Origin of the sequence: Escherichia sp. TW09308 (assembly GCF_000208565.1) — a bacterium.
Classification (GTDB): domain Bacteria; phylum Pseudomonadota; class Gammaproteobacteria; order Enterobacterales; family Enterobacteriaceae; genus Escherichia; species Escherichia marmotae.
Genome location: NZ_AEME01000001.1, coordinates 191,075 through 210,581, shown reverse-complemented (window position 1 = coordinate 210,581; position 19,507 = coordinate 191,075). Strand labels below are relative to the sequence as shown.

Annotated in this window: 19 protein-coding genes and 2 tRNA genes; 4 read left to right on the top strand and 17 right to left on the bottom strand. The window is 52.6% G+C overall.

Translation table 11 applies throughout. From position 1 onward, the window contains the following. Window position 1 precedes the first annotated feature (1 nt). From ESM_RS0101140 to rssA, 6 genes are read right to left on the bottom strand one after another with little or no spacing between them, the layout of a single operon-like run. Window positions 2-562: a phage tail terminator protein gene (locus tag ESM_RS0101140; protein ID WP_000779292.1), complete on the bottom strand. Its 561-nt coding sequence runs from the start codon at window positions 560-562 to the stop codon at window positions 2-4. Further along, window positions 559-1,065, bottom strand: coding sequence for a hypothetical protein (locus tag ESM_RS0101135; protein WP_000224835.1), 507 nt, complete (start codon window positions 1,063-1,065; stop codon window positions 559-561). Before ESM_RS0101135 ends, ESM_RS0101140 begins: the two co-directional genes overlap by 4 nt. Beyond that, window positions 1,040-1,450: a phage head closure protein gene (locus ESM_RS0101130; protein ID WP_000702403.1), complete on the bottom strand. Its 411-nt coding sequence runs from the start codon at window positions 1,448-1,450 to the stop codon at window positions 1,040-1,042. The genes ESM_RS0101135 and ESM_RS0101130 overlap by 26 nt, the downstream gene beginning before the upstream one ends. Then, the gene (locus ESM_RS0101125) at window positions 1,447-1,770 is read right to left on the bottom strand and encodes a head-tail connector protein (protein ID WP_000927715.1); all 324 of its coding nucleotides are present in this window, start codon (window positions 1,768-1,770) and stop codon (window positions 1,447-1,449) included. The genes ESM_RS0101130 and ESM_RS0101125 overlap by 4 nt, the downstream gene beginning before the upstream one ends. 2 nt (window positions 1,771-1,772) lie before the next feature. Then, window positions 1,773-1,973: a hypothetical protein gene (locus ESM_RS0101120; protein WP_000601365.1), complete on the bottom strand. Its 201-nt coding sequence runs from the start codon at window positions 1,971-1,973 to the stop codon at window positions 1,773-1,775. 49 nt (window positions 1,974-2,022) lie between these two features. After that, the gene (rssA, locus tag ESM_RS01000000123650) at window positions 2,023-3,663 is read right to left on the bottom strand and encodes a patatin-like phospholipase RssA (protein WP_010375766.1); all 1,641 of its coding nucleotides are present in this window, start codon (window positions 3,661-3,663) and stop codon (window positions 2,023-2,025) included. Between the two features lie 112 nt (window positions 3,664-3,775). Here rssA and ESM_RS01000000123640 point away from each other — a divergent pair, with 112 nt between their 5' ends. The 4 genes from ESM_RS01000000123640 to ESM_RS0101090 all read left to right on the top strand — a co-directional run bounded on the left by ESM_RS01000000123640 (window position 3,776) and on the right by ESM_RS0101090 (window position 5,476). Then, complete coding sequence (locus tag ESM_RS01000000123640) at window positions 3,776-4,234, top strand: YchJ family protein (RefSeq protein WP_001516512.1); 459 nt, start codon at window positions 3,776-3,778, stop codon at window positions 4,232-4,234. A 49-nt stretch (window positions 4,235-4,283) separates the two neighbouring features. Then, window positions 4,284-5,126 (top strand): formyltetrahydrofolate deformylase, encoded by an 843-nt coding sequence (purU, locus tag ESM_RS0101100; RefSeq protein WP_000555861.1) that lies wholly within the window; start codon window positions 4,284-4,286, stop codon window positions 5,124-5,126. A gap of 159 nt (window positions 5,127-5,285) precedes the next feature. After that, a tRNA-Tyr gene (locus tag ESM_RS0101095) sits at window positions 5,286-5,370 on the top strand. 21 nt (window positions 5,371-5,391) lie between these two features. Further along, a tRNA-Tyr gene (locus ESM_RS0101090) sits at window positions 5,392-5,476 on the top strand. Window positions 5,477-5,492: 16 nt separating this feature from the next. Here ESM_RS0101090 and ESM_RS0101085 read toward each other — a convergent pair. The 11 genes from ESM_RS0101085 to ESM_RS0101035 form a co-directional block, all read right to left on the bottom strand. Beyond that, window positions 5,493-6,590 carry a fatty acid desaturase family protein gene (locus ESM_RS0101085; RefSeq protein WP_001048213.1) on the bottom strand — a complete coding sequence of 366 codons (1,098 nt, stop codon included), beginning with the start codon at window positions 6,588-6,590 and terminating at the stop codon, window positions 5,493-5,495. Then, on the bottom strand, window positions 6,577-7,704 hold the full coding sequence (locus ESM_RS0101080; protein ID WP_001281649.1) for a sterol desaturase family protein: 1,128 nt from the start codon (window positions 7,702-7,704) through the stop codon (window positions 6,577-6,579). The genes ESM_RS0101085 and ESM_RS0101080 overlap by 14 nt, the downstream gene beginning before the upstream one ends. Continuing rightward, window positions 7,697-8,314 carry a phosphatase PAP2 family protein gene (locus tag ESM_RS0101075; RefSeq protein WP_010375759.1) on the bottom strand — a complete coding sequence of 206 codons (618 nt, stop codon included), beginning with the start codon at window positions 8,312-8,314 and terminating at the stop codon, window positions 7,697-7,699. Before ESM_RS0101075 ends, ESM_RS0101080 begins: the two co-directional genes overlap by 8 nt. Then, on the bottom strand, window positions 8,311-9,597 hold the full coding sequence (locus ESM_RS0101070) for a F390 synthetase-related protein (RefSeq protein ID WP_000612539.1): 1,287 nt from the start codon (window positions 9,595-9,597) through the stop codon (window positions 8,311-8,313). The genes ESM_RS0101075 and ESM_RS0101070 overlap by 4 nt, the downstream gene beginning before the upstream one ends. Continuing rightward, window positions 9,594-10,400 carry an MBL fold metallo-hydrolase gene (locus ESM_RS0101065; RefSeq protein ID WP_001074136.1) on the bottom strand — a complete coding sequence of 269 codons (807 nt, stop codon included), beginning with the start codon at window positions 10,398-10,400 and terminating at the stop codon, window positions 9,594-9,596. The genes ESM_RS0101070 and ESM_RS0101065 overlap by 4 nt, the downstream gene beginning before the upstream one ends. Further along, complete coding sequence (locus tag ESM_RS0101060; RefSeq protein WP_000699365.1) at window positions 10,378-11,394, bottom strand: NAD-dependent epimerase/dehydratase family protein; 1,017 nt, start codon at window positions 11,392-11,394, stop codon at window positions 10,378-10,380. The genes ESM_RS0101065 and ESM_RS0101060 overlap by 23 nt, the downstream gene beginning before the upstream one ends. After that, entirely contained in the window at window positions 11,391-12,398 is a 1,008-nt protein-coding gene (locus ESM_RS0101055; RefSeq protein ID WP_010375753.1) for a 3-oxoacyl-[acyl-carrier-protein] synthase III C-terminal domain-containing protein, read from the bottom strand. Before ESM_RS0101055 ends, ESM_RS0101060 begins: the two co-directional genes overlap by 4 nt. 251 nt (window positions 12,399-12,649) lie before the next feature. Continuing rightward, window positions 12,650-13,327 (bottom strand): respiratory nitrate reductase subunit gamma, encoded by a 678-nt coding sequence (gene narI / locus ESM_RS0101050; RefSeq protein WP_001160120.1) that lies wholly within the window; start codon window positions 13,325-13,327, stop codon window positions 12,650-12,652. After that, window positions 13,327-14,037 (bottom strand): nitrate reductase molybdenum cofactor assembly chaperone, encoded by a 711-nt coding sequence (narJ, locus tag ESM_RS0101045; RefSeq protein ID WP_000571675.1) that lies wholly within the window; start codon window positions 14,035-14,037, stop codon window positions 13,327-13,329. Before narJ ends, narI begins: the two co-directional genes overlap by 1 nt. Further along, complete coding sequence (gene narH / locus ESM_RS0101040; protein WP_000702663.1) at window positions 14,034-15,572, bottom strand: nitrate reductase subunit beta; 1,539 nt, start codon at window positions 15,570-15,572, stop codon at window positions 14,034-14,036. Before narH ends, narJ begins: the two co-directional genes overlap by 4 nt. After that, window positions 15,569-19,312 carry a nitrate reductase subunit alpha gene (locus tag ESM_RS0101035; RefSeq protein WP_000032963.1) on the bottom strand — a complete coding sequence of 1,248 codons (3,744 nt, stop codon included), beginning with the start codon at window positions 19,310-19,312 and terminating at the stop codon, window positions 15,569-15,571. The genes narH and ESM_RS0101035 overlap by 4 nt, the downstream gene beginning before the upstream one ends. Window positions 19,313-19,507: the final 195 nt, after the last annotated feature.

The window sequence follows — 19,507 nt, the reverse complement described above, 5'->3', positions numbered from 1 at the left end:
CTCAGGAAGGAAGGGTTATTTCGGTGTGATGTTCGATATCGCCGTCAGGCCCGTTACCGGGCTCGAGATAATCAACATCAATCGCCAGCGTTTGAAGTTCATCCAGACTGTTCAGATCATCCTGCTGGCGGGTATCGTCTTCAGTCAGCTCGCTGATGACCGAAAAATCGAACTGATAAATCAGCTCATGACGATTCAGATCCAGCAGCGTGCCGCCGTCATAGGTAATCGGGTTACCGCACGCTTCCGGGTTCCAGCCCAGCAGGGCCTTAAAGAGCATCTGCCGGACATCGTCCACCACATCATACGAGGCAAACTGACCGCGCTCATCACGCCCGTTACTCAGTATGACAACCACGGAGAAGCCCTCTTTCAGCTCCTGCCAGTAGTCGGTCTGGCTTTTGTTTTCTCCCGGAGAGTCATCACCCGGTACCACATACGCCGCCGGGAGTCTCAGCTTTCCGACCTCCGGCAGATTTTTGAACTGTGCCGCGCCTGCCACCCGGTTTTCAAAATACGGGCAGCGGGCACGCAGCGCAGCAATAACAGGCGTCAGTTTCATCTGTGTCGTCGCTCCGGCTTCAGTGATTTACGCAATTCCCGCGCCAGAAAATAGCGTGTCCAGCTGCGGTTCTTTTCAAGAGTTTCCACCATGAAATTATTACGTGGAGCCAGTCGCCAGCCGCTGCCACCGGATGCACCACGATGATGACTACGACGACGTTTTGCTCCTCCCCGGACACCAAAAAACAGAAACGCCGGATAGAAGTCACCAGAGATCATCCGGTTCCCCTTCCCGTTGCGCTGGTTAGGGGCAATGCGTGTCATAAAACCGGCTCGCTTTTTACTGGCTCTCGGCACCATATAACCAATCGAACGAGCCAGGCGTCCGGTCTGATAACCGGGGTTTTCACCCGGTGCCGACCGCGCACGGCGCATCACCAGCCGACGGGCATCACGCATATGACGCTGCCCAATCGTGACAAACGCCCGCCGGACACGGGCGCGGTTAAAGCGCATCTCGGCGGGCTGCTGAACATCAACGTGAAAAAAGGGAGTCGCCATTGCTGCCTCCGTGACTCTGCCTACATTCGCCCAGCTCCGTACACTCCAGCAGCAGAAAGCGCCGCGCCCCGTTCAGATCGCGCTGACGTTTCACCCGGTACACACTGTCACCGCAGACCACCTCATAATCAGCGGTGATCCCCCGGCGGTAACGAATGGTGATGTAATGGGTGATGGCGTCCCCGGTCTGCGCGGTTTCCTGCCAGGTGGTGGCACTGGTCTGGATAACCTTCGCCCATGTCCGGAACGTAACCGGGTATTGAGGCTCCACGCCAAAGTTATCCGCGGGCATATCCACCCGCTGGCGGATCAGGACGCGTTTATTCAGTTCACCGGGGTCCGGCAGAATGTAGGTTGCGCTGGTCTGCGCCTGACGAATTTTCATTGCGGAAAGTACCTGTACGGGCCGACAAGCCAGCCAAAACTCTGCGGCATGTCGAGTTTCTCCACTTCCGTAACCGACGAGCGGTTTTCGTAAAAATGGCTGATAAGCATCAGCATCCCCAGACGAATATCATCCGGCAGGTGCAGCCCGTCTGGATCGCTCTCCGGAATGGTTTCATCCGGTGCATAGAGCTTCCGGTTCAGATACGTTTCCGTCCGCTTTTGCGCCGCACAGGCCAGTAGTTGCAGATGGCGGTCATCAGCATCGAAATCCTCATCCAGCCGGAGTTGGGCTTTAATCTCTTCCATTGTCAGAAGCATACTCAGCCCTCTTTACTGGTCGTGGCTTTTTTCTCTTTTGTCGCTTTACTGCTTTTTGCACTGGTTCCGCGCTCTGCTAACCCGGCCTGAAGTGCAATCTCCTGCACCCGGGCAGGAAGCGCCCCGTCGTCATACTCACCGGCCCGAATGACCTCAACACGCATACCGTCCGGTGACCATTTCAGATCTTGTTTCAGGATCATGATTCTTCACCCGTCAGAACAGGGGGCGCGGTTCCGCGCCCCTGAGTGATTACGCCGCTGCAATCTTCAGCAGTTTGATGGCCTGCGAATCGACCAGCATCCCGCCGGTGCGCTTGGTGGTATAAAAACCGACAAACGGTTTATTGGTGTACGGGTCACGCAGAATGCGGGTGCCGATACGGTCAACGATGGTGTAACCCCGTTTGAAGTTACCAAATGCAATGGCTTTCGCATCCGCGGCAATATCCGGCATCTGCTCGTTTTCAGCGATACCGTAACCCGCCAGAGAGGATGGCTGCCCCAGTTCCAGCCCAGGACGCCACAGATAGTTACCCTCGGTGTCTTTCAGCAGACGGATGGCAAACAGGCTGTTGTTGTTCATCATGAACTTCGCGCCAGTGCGGTGTGCCTTACGCAGCGTGTAAATCAGTTTGATAATGGCGTCTGCGGTCACCGCGGTCGCTTCGCCGGATACAATATGCTGAAGTTTGCCGAACGCCCGGACCTTGTCGGTTTCATCAGTGGATTCATACGCCAGGAACCCTTTCGGCTTCTTGGTGCCATCGCCTGAGGTAAAGGCAATTTCTTCCTGTTCGGCAAATTCGGTTGCCAGCTCGCTGTTGATCCAGGCCTCCACGTTGAAGAAGGCATCGTCCAGCATTTTCTGGGTAGCCTGCGGGTTGCCGTAAATTTCCCCCATGAGAGGTTCAATCAGCTCCAGTCTGGAGGTGGCAGTCTTGGATCGCGTATCCGTTTCCCCCACCCATCCGGAAGCCGTACCGCCCAGATTCACCAGTTTTTTGTAGTCGGAACCGCCAACGGTGATCACCGTGGCTTCCTGACGCATCACCACTTCATCTTTCAGCAGGTTAAGAATGTTGCGATCCAGTTCTTCCGGCACGGCGTAGCCACCGTCTTCATCGGTACCCACCTGCAATGCCTTACGCTCCAGATCGCGCAGACCGTCTTCACGGCCTTTACGCAGGAAGCCCACAAACGCCTCTTTATGCTCGGTGGCCAGTTTATTTTGCGCACCACCTGCCGGACGTTTCAGCTCAAGCAGCTCTTTTTCAAGGTCGCTTTTGAGATTTTCCAGCTCGCTGAGTTTTCCGTTCAGGGTTTCCACCTGCCCGGCAAGTTTGCCTTTTTCCTGCTCAATCGCCATTACGATATCAGCGCCCATCGCACGCGTGAGGGAAATAGGAATCGGATTAACAACTGCGCCATCAACCAGCCAATAGCCGTTATGAGCGACCGGTGCCATCAGGCCGGGAATGCTGCATGATGCTCGAATAGCAAGATGGAGATCGCCTTCGGTAAACCACAGTTCTCTCCCCGTACTTAAATTTGTGGCGACCGCAGCGAAACGGCGTGAACAATTTTCTATCTCTGTTTCCGGCATAATTTCGCGATACCGATTGAATACACGCTCACCGCGCAACAATCCGCCACGCTGCCAGGAGAGATCCATCAGCCGTAAAACATCCCAGTAGCTAAAAGAGGTGACCCACTCTTCCAGCGCGGACAGGCGATCACATGCATAGGCTGCGCCCACCAGCGAACCGATTGAACATCCTGCAACGATATCTATTTCAATGCCCATTTCTTTTAGCGCGTTAATGACGCCAATATGCGACCATCCTCGCGCCGCGCCGGATCCTAGCGCCAGCCCTATTTTTATCTTTCTCATTATTCCTGCAAGCTTCCCCTGGAATGCAGCCGTAGCCACATCGCTACTGCTCGGTTAACATAGTGCTACGCAGGCGATTAATACGCCGTTATTGTTTCCAGGGAGATTATTTGTGTCTGAGCTTTGTCCCTGTGGTAGTGCTGTCGAGTATAGCCTATGTTGCCACCCTTATGTGTCTGGTGAAAAGGTTGCACCTGATCCTGAACATCTCATGCGTTCGCGTTACTGCGCTTTTGTGATGCAAGACGCAGATTATTTAATAAAGACCTGGCATCCATCCTGTGGCGCTGCAGCGTTGCGTACCGAATTGATGGCCGGATTTGCGCATACCGAATGGTTGGGGCTGACCGTATTTGAGCGCTCATACCATGAAGGTGATGACGTAGGTTATGTTAGTTTTGTCGCTCGATTTACCGAACAGGGTAAAACAGGAGCGATAATTGAACGTTCGCGATTTTTGAAAGAAAACGGTCAGTGGTACTATATTGACGGTACACGTCCACAGTTTGGCCGCAACGATCCCTGCCCTTGTGGTTCAGGTAAAAAATTTAAAAAGTGCTGCGGCCAATAATGGTTGACGGTACGGTTAAGCAAACACTCTCAACAAGGTTTTTCCAGCAATGCATTCACTCCAACGAAAAGTTTTGCGTACCATTTGCCCGGATCAAAAGGGTCTGATCGCGCGTATTACTAATATTTGCTACAAGCACGAGTTAAATATCGTGCAGAACAATGAATTTGTTGATCACCGCACCGGGCGCTTTTTTATGCGCACGGAGCTGGAAGGCATATTTAATGATTCCACCCTGCTGGCGGATCTCGATAGCGCATTGCCGGAAGGTTCTGTGCGTGAGCTCACTCCCGCCGGTCGTCGTCGGATAGTCATTCTGGTCACTAAAGAAGCACATTGCCTTGGCGATCTGCTGATGAAAGCCACTTATGGCGGACTGGATGTGGAAATAGCGGCAGTCATCGGCAACCACGACACTTTGCGTTCACTGGTGGAGCGTTTTGATATCCCGTTTGAACTGGTCAGCCATGAAGGATTAAGTCGTAACGAACACGATCAGAAGATGGCAGATGCTATTGATGCTTATCAGCCTGATTACGTGGTGCTGGCGAAATATATGCGTGTATTAACGCCGGAGTTCGTGGCGCGCTTTCCGAATAAGATTATCAATATTCACCATTCATTCCTGCCGGCATTTATTGGCGCACGCCCGTACCATCAGGCGTATGAGCGCGGGGTGAAGATTATTGGTGCAACAGCACACTACGTAAATGACAATCTGGATGAAGGTCCAATCATCATGCAGGACGTTATTCATGTGGATCATACTTACACTGCTGAAGATATGATGCGGGCAGGTCGTGATGTCGAGAAAAATGTATTAAGCCGCGCGCTTTACCAGGTTTTGGCCCAGCGCGTTTTTGTTTACGGTAACCGGACGATTATTCTTTAATCGCCAGCCAAAAGAACTGGTTGCCTTTAATCCGTTACGGATGAAAATTACGCAACTAGTTCATTTTTCTCAACGTAACACTTTACAGCGGCGTGTCATTTGATATGATGCGCCCCGCTTCCCAATGAGGGAGCAGGCCAGTAAAAAGCATTACCCCGTGGTGGGGTTCCCGAGCGGCCAAAGGGAGCAGACTGTAAATCTGCCGTCATCGACTTCGAAGGTTCGAATCCTTCCCCCACCACCATCTCAAGCGTTACTTTCCCCTGGTGGGGTTCCCGAGCGGCCAAAGGGAGCAGACTGTAAATCTGCCGTCATCGACTTCGAAGGTTCGAATCCTTCCCCCACCACCATCACTTAGTTCTTATCTCAATTCTTAGGCTTCTCACCCATTCGCCGTAAAAATTGCTGCTGTAGCCCCAACAAATCCGATAACGTCAGTAACTGGTAATCCAGCCCCTTCTGCTTTGCGATATCCGCAATAATGCGACTTAACGCCGGATAGTGGCGATGATTCCAGTGGGGAAAAAGATGATGGGTAAGATGCAAATTAATCCCGCCCAACCAATAACCAAGCGATGCCGGTTGTGGCGTCCAGTCAAAGGTTGTAGCGAAAGTATGAGCCAGCCTGCCCACTGCTATTTTCCCCTCTTCTGGCGGCAACTGGGTATTCCCCTTTGCCCAATGTGTTCCTATGATCAGCATGACAAAGATCAGAGAAGCGAGCATTTGACTGAGCAAATAAATCAGCAGAATAGCCCTAAAACTAAACACATCGGACAATAGCCAGAAAGGAAGCAGCAGGCACATGGCGAAATGCGCCAGTTTGCCGCCTAAAAAATACCCCCAGCCAGTAAAACCACGCAATGCCAGATGTGGCGTTACCGGCGTGAACCCTCCACGATCGAGCCAGTCCACTACCCAGATATACCAGGGAAAGGTTAGCGCCGCGACCAGCGGCCAGTAGCGATGTTGCTGGCGCATAAAAGGTCGCCACCGTTGCCATGGCGTCTGGCGAAGAATGCCATTTTCTGCGGTGTCAGGATCGTAAAATTCGATATTGGTAAAACCGTGATGAAAGCGTACATGGCGCACCCGCCAGCAGTCAGGATCAAGCCCCATCGGAAAAGCAACCACCCGATTAAGCCAGGCATTGGCCTTTTTACCACGCAAAAATGCATCGTGCGAAGCGTCATGCACCACATTGACTGCTAACAACATGGCGCAAAATATCATCGCCAGATACCACAATAGATATAACACCCACTGGCTTTGAGACAACGCCAGTGAATAACAGGATAGGCAAGCAATAATCAGTGTCACCATTTTGGCGAATGCCCATCCGTCGGCATATCGATGATCACCTGATTTTGCCAGATACGCTTTCGTACCCTTTTGCAACTGTTTTACCAGGTGCGGATCATCGGCAGGAAAAGTGATTAACCTGTTGGGATTAAACAGGTTCATAGTGTTTCCTTAGCGACTTACGCCCCACACCACTCACGAATAACACACAATGGGCCAGCAAAACGCCAGCTAATCCCTTCCAGAGCAGAGTGCTCCATGAACACATATAAAGAATAAAATAAAGCAGTGACAACGTCACAGAGCACCACAAAATCATTCCCCAACGTTGTCCATCGCCCATGCCCCCCAGAGCTACTGAGCCTGCCACCAGTAACACGAATAATACAGCCTGCTCACTGGTAATATACTCAATGCCATAGCCATATTGCTGGATGTAGCCCAGCACCATCATAAACAGCAGAATAACCCCTGCACCCACAGCCCACGGAGAACTCTGGTATCGGCGTTCAATCGCTTTGCCAACAGAGTGAAACCCCATTAAGCGTAAAAAAGGCAGATTACTTTCGCGCATCGGATTACAGGATAATCGACTATTTTTTACGCCATAGGCAACATTGCCATGATCCGGCCCGGCGCTATACGAACCAAAAAGTTTATCCCACAACAAAAAGGTGCCACCGTAATTGGTATCGGCATATTGTTTTTCATTCAAATGATGGATGCGATGGTGAGAAGGCGTGATCAGCACCTTTTCCAGCCAACCCAGTTTCGGCGTTAGCGCATTGTGGTTAAAAAACTGCCAACTGTAATGTGCGATGGAAACTGCCAGAAAGACACTTAGTGGTACTCCAAGCAGCGCCAGCAGCATAAAAAACGGAATTGAGGTCAATGAGGAGTACCACGAGTTACGTACACCTAATGACAGGTTGTAGTGTTCCCCCTGATGATGCACTACATGAACCGCCCACAGCGGGCGCACCTCGTGATGCCATCGATGTAGCCAGTAAAAACCGAAATCCCACACCAGCAAAGTAAACAGCCACAGCAGGATCACGGGCGCATTATCAAACAGCCCAAAGCTAAAGTGATTGACCACCAGGCTATAGCAGAGCACTTCCAGGCAGCGAAATAGCCACAGCATCATATGTCCGGAGTTGATATTGAAAATAACGTCCAGCCAGTCGATTTTCTGTCGTCCTGATACTTGCAATACTCCGGCTTCGACTAACACAAATAACATCATCAGGATAATAGGGGTTAATAAGTCACTCATGATTCATATTCCTTTCTCGCCTGTCGCGCATATCCAGCCACGCAGCTATCCAACCGCAAATCAACGCCAACATCACGCCACCGACTAAATCAATAAATAAATGCCTGCGTAATTGCAGAATTGAAAAGGCGATAGCTATCGCCCAAACCACGCTCATCAGCGTCAGCCAACGGTTCCCCTTTTTGGCTATTGCCCATACTGTCAACAGAGTGAGCGCAGCGTGTAAAGAAGGGAAACAGTTCTGGCTTGAGTCAATCGCTATCAGCCCGTTTAGTGCACCCGCAGATACCCCAGACTGCACAAACGGGGGATATTGCATTGTTGTGGGCCAGAGAAGATAAAACACACCAGCCGCCAGTGCCGAAAGTTGCATTGACCGGGCCAGCCAGCGCAGGTGGGAAAGTGGTGTTGATAAATAGCCTAACGGTACAACAAGAAAAAACGAGAGATACAACCACACGGCTGAAGGGGAAAATGGAATCAGATTATCAATCACGGAAGGCGTTAATTGACATCCCTCACCTTGCAGGCGATCGCTAAAGTTGTAGATAACCCCAACAGTTCCCCAGCCAAACAGCATCTGTTTCAGGCGTCGCAACAGATTGCTCATTCCCGCCCCCACTGACGCACAATCCGCCGCCGCTTGGCTGTAAAAGCAACGGGCACAGTTTGCGATTCCAGCGACCATATCAGTTGCTCTACCGCGATATTCTGGCGCATAAACAAGGCATTCAACGCCTCCCGACAATGCACCAGCATCCGCAGTTCGCAATCAGCTAATAACGTCAACTGTGCTGCTCCGGTTTGTAGCAGTCGATAATCGGCTGTTAGCGGCAACGTCATCGCCAGCACACGACTACAGGCATCGGCAAAAACGGTCTGAACATCACCAGATCTTGTCGGCAGTTGCAGTTGATCATCCTGCCGCCCTTCGATACGCGCAATCGCCATTGTCGCGCAGCCACAGGGGCATGGCTGTTCGCTTGCCACCAACACGTCATCAAGTCGATAACGCACCACCGGTTGTGTGGTGCGAGTAAAGTCAGTGACGATCGGTACGAAACGGCGTTCATCCAGCCATTGTGGTTCAATGTGAATAAATTCTTCATTGAGATGTAACGTGCCACAACGGCAGGTAGAAGCGAGAAACCCTTCTGTCGCCTGATAAATTTCGCCCACATTGCTGAACACGCTGCGCAGTAATTCCCTGTCCTGCGGCTCCAGAACTTCCGCCACCGAAACCACTTTTTTGACCTTCAGCGTCAGATCTCCCGCAATGACCGCCAGCGCGAGTGCGCGTAATACCTGAGCTGGTGCGACAATGATCGTAGGCGAACGTTGTTCCAGCCGTTTGGTTTGCGCCTGGAATGGCGCTAACAGATCGTAAAAATCGAGGCTTAACCAGCGATTATTCACACTTTGATAGAGGTTGTTATCTGCTCGCAGAAACAGTGCTACTCGCTCTTTGGCAAACAATCCATCGGGCAACACTTTTGCCAGCACACCTGCGGCCCAAATCTGCTGCTCCTGTGGGCTAACGACAAAAAACCCACGACGCCCCGATGTGCCAGATGAAAGTCCAACGCTGAACTTGCCAACACAGGGTTTAAAATCACGGCTCTGCTCACTGCGCATCGCACAGGCGAGAAGCTCATCGCGCTTTAAACCTGCGGTATTCATCTCATCGAAATGCGTCATCATTAACGCTTTGTCCATCAATGGCCACTGGTTAAAGGGCAACGCCAGATAACGCTGAAACCACAGACTTTTAGACAAGGTATTTTGCCGGAACAAATGCAACCTTTTTGCCTGCCAGTTTTCCAGCGCCTGACGATCGGTAAAATGCAGCCTGCGGGTACGAAAGTAGCGCCAGAGCAACATCAGCGGGATCATAGTTCCCCCTCGTGGCATAATCGAATATCCACTGCGCCGTTTTGCCAAAGCTGATGTAATTGCCCAAGCGTGCGGTAGTAGGCGTGGCTGTCAGACATAACCAGATGCGCCAGCGGTGACGGCCCACGCAGTTCCCGATAGCTAGCAGGTGCCCACGCGGCATCGGCAGCCAGTAAAATCCAGCCGTCATCAGTAAGAACAAACGCCCCAATGTGTCCGGCAGCATGGCCCGGCAGCGGTACAAGAATGACTTCACCACGGCTTTCTGGTAGCAAGTAACCATGCTCAAACGGTGCCAGTTGTGCGGGCAAACTTACCGCTTCAAAACTTTCAATAAAACGGAGTGAGGACTCAAAACTCTCCGGGATTAGCCCTGGCACAAAGGCCTGGCGCAGCGCAGCGACACCACGCAGAGTTCTTACCTGCCGCCAGCCTTCACCAGAACAGATGCAGGCGACATTAGGGAAATCTCGCAGGCCAGCAATATGATCGGCGTGAAAATGCGACAGAATAATCGTATCAACATCTTTCGCCATCAGTCCCTGTGCGGAGAGTTGCCGTACCAGCGCTTGTTGCGGATCGAAATATACCGGAGTGACCTGACGATAAAAGCGAAATACGCCGGCTTGCGTGTAATGTGCAAACCACGAAGAATAGCCAGTGTCCCACAGCCAGCGTTTCTCACCCGCTTCCAGCAGCCACGCACGGGCGGGGAATTTACACACTTTCAGCCCTGCCCCTTTCAGCGCAATACAGCCAATATGTGTACACCAGCCCGTTTCAAATGCGGTTATTTTTGCCATGTTCCCTCAGCCATTGTCCCGTGATTGCAATACCTTGTTCCATCGAAAAGCGCGGGTGATATCCCAGCTCTGTAATGGCCTTTTGCGCACTCAGCGTCATATCAAAACAGAGTGTTCCGGCGCTGTAACGTGTGATGACAGGTTCCTGATTAACGCATTTCCCGTACAGTTCCAGGCCTCGCGCAACCACAGAAAGCAATGGCCAGGGAACGGCAGCAATTCGGTAGCTCAAGCCCAATTGCTGGTGCAGCAAGGCGTCAAGCATTACAGATAATTTCTGCGGCTGATGATTGCTGATGTTGTAAATACTGCCCGAGCGTAAGCCTGCAACCTGCGTTGCCAGTTGCATGGCATACACCACGTTCTGCACGAAAGTGAGATCCAGTAACGCTTCACCACCCCGCGGCAAACGTAAGCAGCCGCCGCCCTGTTGCAGTTGCTGCATCAGACGGGGAACAATCACCTGGTCATGAGGGCCAAACAAACCACGGGGACGCAAAAGAATAAACCTCGTGGCAGGATATTGAGCTACTGCCCTGGCAATAGCCTGCTCAGCGGCGTATTTACTGCGGGCGTAATGGCTGGAGAATGCTCGCGCAAGATAGGTTTCTTGCAAGTCATAGTGATGTTGAAAATCAAAGTAAACCGCAGGCGTAGAGATATGGATAAACCGGGGGATCCTCAGCCTGCCTGCCGCCTGTGCCAGAGTGTGGGTCGCTTTGACATTGGCGAGCCAGAATGCCGTTTTGTTGCCCCAGGGCGAAGACTTCGCCGCACAGTGCCAGACAGCATCGCAGCCTTCTACCAGCCGTGCGCAATCATCCTCAGTTGCCAGGGTTAAATCGAGAGCCACAAACTGTGCGCCTGCGCTTGTCAGATTTTTACCGACCTCGCAATTTCGCCCTGTCGCCACTACCGACACACCCGATTGCAACAAATATTGCACGGCATTTCGCCCCAGGCCGCTGGTTGCCCCCGTCACGAGGATCTTCACGGTAAAAGCACCAGACCAGCCAGTGTTAATCCTGCTGCCGTGCCAATCAACATCGCAGGTCTACCTGCAGTGAAACGACCGCTAATCACCGCTTCATGCAGCGCTGTGGGTATAGAGGCCGCCACCTGATTGCCGTAGAAACGGTAGACATCGACGAGCGCGGGTCCCGGCACTTGCAGCCGTTTTCGCATATGTTCAAGGGATAGATGACTGGCCTGGTGAGGAACGACCGTGCCGATATCACTCAGTCGCAGGTCGCTTTTTTGCAGTAAGCGCGAAAAATAATCTTCAATAAGCGAAGAGGCAAAACGAAACAGCGGTTTCCCCTGCATATGAAAAAGAAAGTCGCTGTTACTGACGCCTGAGCGTGGATTACACCGCGTGCCGCCAGCGCGTATTTCACATAGTTCGCTGCCTTCGGGGTACATTTCGATCAGGCTGGCAATAATCCCGCTGCGACCATTGCCCCGCTCAACAATCGCGCACGCCGCACCATCACCAAAAATTAATGACGATTCTTCATGGTTCCAGTCAATACCGCGTGAAGCGATATCCGCCGAAACGATGGCGATCCGCCGATATGCTCCGCTGTTTAATAATCCGGCAGCCACTTCCAGTGCAGAAATAAAGCTAACGCAACTGCTGTTGATATCAAACCCGGCAATGCCTGCAGGCATGGCTGCGGCTTTGAGAATATGAATTGCGCTACAGGGTAATGCCTGTACAGCAACGGCTGACGCACAAATTAACAGATCAATATCACACGGTTTTAACGCAGCAGTCGACAACGCATTATGCAAAGCTTCTGCTGCCAGTTCGGCCTGACTGGCGTCGTTACTGGCGAAATAACGCCAGCAAATGCCGGAACGTCGCTCAACATAGCCCGCAGGTTTATTTAGCTGAACATCCAGTTGTTGAGAAGTGATTTTATTCGGTGGTAAGGCGATCCCCGTGGCGATTATTTTTAACGCCGCGGAGATCGTCGGTTGATTAGGTCGATCCACGGTCAGTGCTCCTTCACTGCTCCAGGGGGACATATCATAGAGGTGGGATACGTTTCCCTACAATCCGAAAAAATTGACAGTGTGTAACTGGCAATTTCAGCAGGCTGACAACGTACTCTGCGTTATGCCGGATGCGGCGTGAGGCCTACAAAAATGAGCTAATTCCATATATTGCAGAATTCTCGTAGGCCTGATAAGCGCAGCGCATCAGGCACTTTGCCATTTTGCGCCAGACGACTTATTTTTCTGGCTTAGTGGCGAGCACGCACCAACTGATACTTACGCGTCAAATACTCTACCGGTACGCTCCAGATGTGTACCAAACGCGAGAACGGGAACAGCAGGAATAAAGTCATCCCCAGCACCAGGTGCAGACGGAAAATAAACGCCACGCCGTCGAGGTGTTGAGAAGCGCCACCGTGGAAGGTCACTACTGACTGCGCCCAACCAACCAGTTTCATCATCTCACTACCGTCCATATGCTGAGCGGAGAATGGAATGGTCAGCAAACCCAGCGCACACTGGATGACTAACAGTGACAGGATCAGGATGTCTGCTCCGGTAGTGGTTGCACGCACGCGCGGGCTGAACAGACGGCGTTTCAGTAACAGCACACCACCAATCAGGCACAGCACGCCGCTGGCACCACCAGCAAACATCGCCATTTTCTGTTTCACTTCAATCGGCAGCCACGCTTCGTAAACCCAGTGCGGCGTCAGCATACCGAGGAAGTGACCGACAAAAATCCCCAGAATCCCGATATGGAACAGGTTCGACGCCAGGTTCATCCCTTTGCGATCCAGCATCTGGCTGGACGCCGCGCGCCAGGTGTACTGCCCGTAGTCATAGCGCAGCCAGCTACCAATCAGGAAGACCGCCCCTGCAATGTACGGGTAGATATCAAAGAAGAACATATTCAGGAATTGCATTAGTGCTGTCCTCCGGTGGTGATATTCAGATATTGCGGCGCGACGGCACCCGCAAAGCGACGTTGATGGGCAGTGATTGCCGAATCACCGCAGCCTTTGTCAGCAAAGAACTTAACCTGCTCTTCTTCCCAGACGGCATCCAGCGCCTGCGGCGTATCATCGCGTGCTTCATCGGCAATTTTTTCCGCCACTTTGTCGCTGTCGATAGCGGTATTCGCCAGTTTGAGCAGCAAATCAAACAACACCGCGTAGCGGCTCTCACGCTGTTGCAGACGAGCACTCAGCAACGCCAGAATCGGCGCAATGTCCTGCAAGCCCCCTACCGCTTCGCTTTTCGGCAACTGCGCCAGATACTCCAGATACAGCGGCAGATGATCCGGCAATTCACGGCTATTTAGCTGCAAGCCGTGCTGCTCGTACTGCGCCAACAGGTCAACCATTGCCTGGCCACGATCGCGGGATTCGCCATGAACATGTTCGAACAGCAGTAGCGATGTGGCGCGACCACGGTCAAACAGTTCGCTGTACTGCGCCTGCGCATCCAGCGGATCAAGCGCGGTTAAATCACGCAGGAAAATGCCCAGCGCATGGGCATCTTCTTTCTGTAAGTTTTCCGACGCGGCAATAGCCTCAAACATCTCTTGTTGATGCTGCCACAAGGCAGCATCCGGATATTCAAGGAGGCGCGAAACAATCACGAGTTCGATCATGGATGCGGCTCCGTTTTGCTGGTCACGTCGATGGCATCGATACGGCGGCTGTTGAACAGATTAAATTTCGTATCTGAGCCGTGGCAACCGTCACCAAAGGTAAAACCGCAGCCATTTTTCTCCGGGAAAGCTTCCCGCGCCAGTTCACGATGGCTGCTCGGCACCACAAAGCGATCTTCATAGTTAGCAATCGCCAGATAACGGTACATCTCCTGCGCCTGAGCTTCGGTCAGACCGACCTCTTCCAGCGCACGGGTATCGACTTTACCGTCAACGGTTTCAGCTCGTTTGTAATGACGCATTGCCAGCATACGTTTCAGCGCGAGCAGCACCGGTTGGGTATCACCGGCGGTCAGCAGATTCGCCAGATACTGAACCGGGATACGCAGACTTTCAACGTCTGGCAGAATGCCATTGCTACCCAGTTCGCCCGCATCTGCCGCAGACTGAATCGGTGACAGAGGCGGAACGTACCAGACCATCGGCAGCGTGCGATATTCCGGATGCAGCGGCAGCGCCAGCTTCCACTCCATCGCCATTTTATAAACCGGCGACTGCTGTGCCGCTTCAATAACACTCAGCGGAATACCGTCCTTAATTGCCTGCTCAATGACTTTCGGATCGTTCGGATCGAGGAACACTTCCAGTTGGCGCTGGTAGAGATCTTTCTCGTTCTCGGTGCTGGCTGCACGTTCAATAGCGTCCGCATCGTACAGCAGCACGCCGAGATAACGGATACGACCCACGCAGGTTTCTGAACACACGGTCGGCTGACCCGCTTCAATACGCGGATAACAGAAAATGCATTTCTCAGACTTACCGCTCTTCCAGTTGAAGTAGATTTTTTTGTACGGGCATCCGGTGATGCACATACGCCAGCCACGGCATTTATCCTGATCGATCAGAACAATGCCATCTTCTTCACGCTTGTAGATCGCACCGCTCGGGCAGGTCGCCACACATGCCGGGTTCAGACAGTGTTCGCACAGGCGCGGCAGATACATCATGAAGGTGTTTTCGAACTGGCTATACATCGCCTTCTGGATGTTGTCGAAGTTCTTGTCTTTCGCCAGTTTGTCAAATTCGCCGCCCAGGTCATCTTCCCAGTTCGGCCCTTTTTCGATTTTCGCCATCCGTTCGCCAGTAATCAGCGAACGCGGACGAGCAATCGGCTGCGATTTGCTGCCTTCCGGCGCGGTATGCAGGTTCTGATAGTCAAAATCGAACGGCTCGTAATAATCGTCGATCCCCGGCAGATGCGGGTTAGCGAAGATTTTACCCAACAACATGGCGCGGTTACCCATGCGCGGTTGCAGTTTGCCGTTGATTTTACGGATCCAGCCGCCTTTATATTTTTCCTGGTTTTCCCAGTCGGTCGGGAAACCCTGACCCGGCTTGGTTTCAACGTTGTTGAACCACGCGTACTCCACGCCTTCGCGGCTGGTCCAGACGTTTTTACAGGTAACTGAACAGGTGTGGCAGCCGATGCACTTATCGAGATTCAGCACCATGCCGACTTGTGAACGAATTTTCATTTTACGCTCTCCTGTACCTGGTCATTGCCTTCGCCATCTAACCAGTCAATGTTCTTCATCTTACGCACTACAACAAACTCATCGCGGTTAGAACCTACGGTGCCATAGTAGTTAAAGCCGTATGCCAGATGGGCATAGCCACCGATCATATGCGTCGGTTTCGGCGTAATACGGGTGACCGAGTTATGGATGCCCCCACGCTGTTGGGTGATTTCTGAACCAGGCAAGTTAACGATACGTTCCTGCGCGTGGTACATCATGGTCATCCCTGCCGGAACACGCTGGCTGACAACCGCACGGGCAGTTAGCGCACCGTTGCTGTTGAAGACTTCAATCCAGTCGTTATCGGCAATACCCAGCTCTTTCGCATCAGCTTCGCTCAGCCAGACCACCGGGCCACCGCGACCTAAGGTCAGCATCAACAGGTTGTCGCTGTAAGTGGAGTGGATCCCCCACTTCTGGTGCGGCGTCAGGAAGTTGAGGGCTTTTTCCGGATTACCGTTGGATTTCTGCCCCATCACTTCTTTCACCGAACGGGTGTCGATCGGCGGACGATAGACCAGCAGGCTTTCACCGAAATCACGCATCCACTGATGATCCTGATACAACTGCTGGCGACCAGAGAGCGTGCGCCACGGAATCAACTCGTGAACGTTGGTGTAACCGGCGTTGTAAGAAACGTGTTCATCTTCCAGACCAGACCAGGTCGGGCTGGAGATAATTTTACGCGGCTGTGCCTGAATATCGCGGAAGCGGATCTTCTCGTCTTCTTTATTCAGCGCCAGATGCGTATGGTCACGACCAGTAAACTCACTCAGTGCCGCCCAGGCTTTCACGGCCACCTGACCGTTGGTTTCTGGTGCCAGCGTCAGGATCATTTCTGCCGCATCAATCGCCGTGTTGAGCATCGGCTGGCCTTTCGCCGGACCTTCCGCTTTGGTGTAGTTGAGCTTACGCAGCAGATCCATCTCGCTCTGGGTGTTCCAGGCGATACCTTTACCACCGTTGCCGATTTTCTCCATCAGCGGACCGATAGAGGTAAAGCGTTCGTAAGTTGCCGGATAATCGCGCTCTACGACCATAATGTGCGGTGCGGTTTTACCTGGGATCAGGTCGCATTCGCCTTTTTTCCAGTCTTTTACATCCAGCGGCTGCGCCAGTTCAGCGGCAGAATCGTGCTGGATCGGCAGCGTGACGATGTCGGTTTCTTTACCCAGATGACCAACGCACACTTCGGAGAATTTCTTCGCGATGGCTTTGTAGATTTCCCAGTCACTTTTCGCTTCCCAGGCCGGATCGACCGCCGCAGACAGCGGGTGAATAAACGGATGCATATCCGAAGTATTCATGTCGTCTTTTTCGTACCAGGTTGCAGTCGGCAAAATGATGTCGGAGTAGAGACAGGTGCTCGACAGACGGAAGTCCAGCGTCACCACCAGATCCAACTTGCCTTCCAGACCGTTGTCCTGCCAGTCCACTTCTTCCGGCTTCACTCCGCCCTGCTGCCCCAGATCTTTGCCCTGGATACCATGTTCCGTCCCCAGCAGGTACTTGAGCATAAACTCGTGACCTTTACCGGAAGAACCCAGCAGGTTAGAACGCCAGATGAACAGGTTACGCGGATGGTTTTTGCCGTTTTCCGGCTGCTCCGCAGCAAAACGAATGGAACCGTCTTTCAGGGATTTCACCGTATAGTCAACCGGATTCATCCCGGCTTTTTCTGCTTCACGTGCGATGGTCAGCGGGTTAGTGCCTAACTGCGGAGCAGATGGCAGCCAGCCCATACGTTCAGCACGCACGTTAAAGTCGATCATGTGGCCGGTATAACGGGATTTATCCGCCAGCGGTGACAGCAGCTCTTCCGCCGTGACGGTTTCATAACGCCACTGGCTGGAGTGGTTATAGAAATAAGAGGTACTGTTCATATGACGTGCCGGACGCTGCCAGTCAAGAGCAAACGCCAACGGCTGCCAGCCGGTTTGCGGACGCAGTTTTTCCTGACCTACGTAGTGTGCCCAGCCGCCGCCGCTCTGACCGACACAACCGCAGAAAATCAGCATGTTGATCAGACCACGATAGTTCATATCGAGGTGATACCAGTGGTTCAGACCGGCACCAACGATAATCATCGAACGACCGTGCGTTTTATCAGCGTTGTCAGCAAATTCACGGGCTATACGGATAATTTGCGAACGTGAGACACCGGTGATCTTCTCAGCCCAGGCCGGAGTGTAGGCTTTCACATCGTCATAGCTGGTTGCGCAGTTGACGTCGTTCAGACCACGTTCCAGGCCATAGTTTGCCAGCGTCAAGTCATAAACCGTAGTCACCAGCGCGGTGCTGCCATCAGCCAGTTGCAGGCGTTTCACCGGCAGTTTGTGCAGCAGAACGTTTTCCAGTTCCACTTTGTTAAAGTGTTCAGTGCCGTCGCCGCCAAAGTACGGGAAGCCCACTTCAGCAATCTCATCCTGGCTACCCAGCAGGCTAAGTTGCAGTTCGGTTTCTTCGCCGGTTTTGCCGTCACGTTGCTCCAGATTCCATTTGCCCTTCTCGCCCCAGCGGAAGCCAATAGAACCATTCGGCGCGACCATTTCGCCTTGCGTATTAAAGGCCACGGTTTTCCATTCAGGATTGTTTTCCTGGCCCAGCGCGTCAACCAGATCAGCGGCACGCAGCATACGACCCGCAGCGTAATAACCATCGCGTTCTTCCAGCATCACCAGCATCGGCATGTCGGTGTAGCGACGCACATAGTCGGTGAAATACTGACTTGGGTTATCAAGATGGAACTCACGCAGCATTACGTGGCCCATCGCCAGCGCCATCGCCGCATCGGTGCCTTGTTTCGGTGCCAGCCACAGGTCGCACAATTTAGCGATCTCAGCATAGTCAGGCGTTACGGCAACGGTTTTGGTGCCTTTGTAACGCACTTCGGTAAAGAAGTGAGCATCTGGAGTACGGGTCTGCGGAACGTTAGAACCCCAGGCAATGATGTAGCTGGAGTTGTACCAGTCAGCAGATTCCGGCACGTCAGTCTGCTCACCCCAGGTTTGCGGAGAAGCTGGAGGCAGGTCGCAGTACCAGTCATAGAAGCTTAAGCAAGTACCGCCAATCAGGGAGAGATAGCGGGCACCCGATGCGTAAGAAACCATCGACATTGCCGGGATTGGCGAGAAACCAGCAACACGGTCCGGACCGTAGTTTTTGATGGTGTAAACGTTAGACGCGGCGATCAGTTCGTTCACTTCCTGCCAGGAAGAACGAACAAAACCACCGCGTCCACGCGCTTGCTTAAAGCTTTTCGCCTTATCGGCGTCTTCAATAATAGAAGCCCATGCCTCAACCGGATCGCTATGCAGCGCTTTCGCTTCACGCCACATTTTCATCAGGCGTTTGCGCATCATCGGGTATTTCAGGCGGTTGGCGCTATAGAGATACCAGGAATAGCTGGCACCGCGCGGGCAGCCGCGAGGTTCATGGTTTGGCAGATCCGGACGGGTACGCGGATAGTCAGTCTGCTGGGTTTCCCAGGTCACCAGACCGTTTTTAACGTAGATTTTCCAGCTACAGGAGCCGGTGCAGTTTACCCCGTGGGTAGAGCGGACGATTTTGTCATGCTGCCAACGCTGGCGATATCCATCCTCCCAGTCACGGTTGGTATTGAGAAGCTGGCCATGCCCATCGGCAAAGGTTTCACCCTTCTGTTTGAAGTAGCGAAACCGGTCCAGGAATTTACTCATCGGTTTTCTCCTGTGGGAGCCTGTCGGCTCTCTGATAAATCGACATTGCTAATGTTTAAAATGAAGGTAACGCTCTGAAACGTCGTGGGAATTGATAACGATCAAGTGTGGAGGGGATGAAAAATAAAGTAATTTCCTAATATACCCCTTTGGGGTAATTAAAATGTTTCACCTAACATATTGTAAGTTAATAAC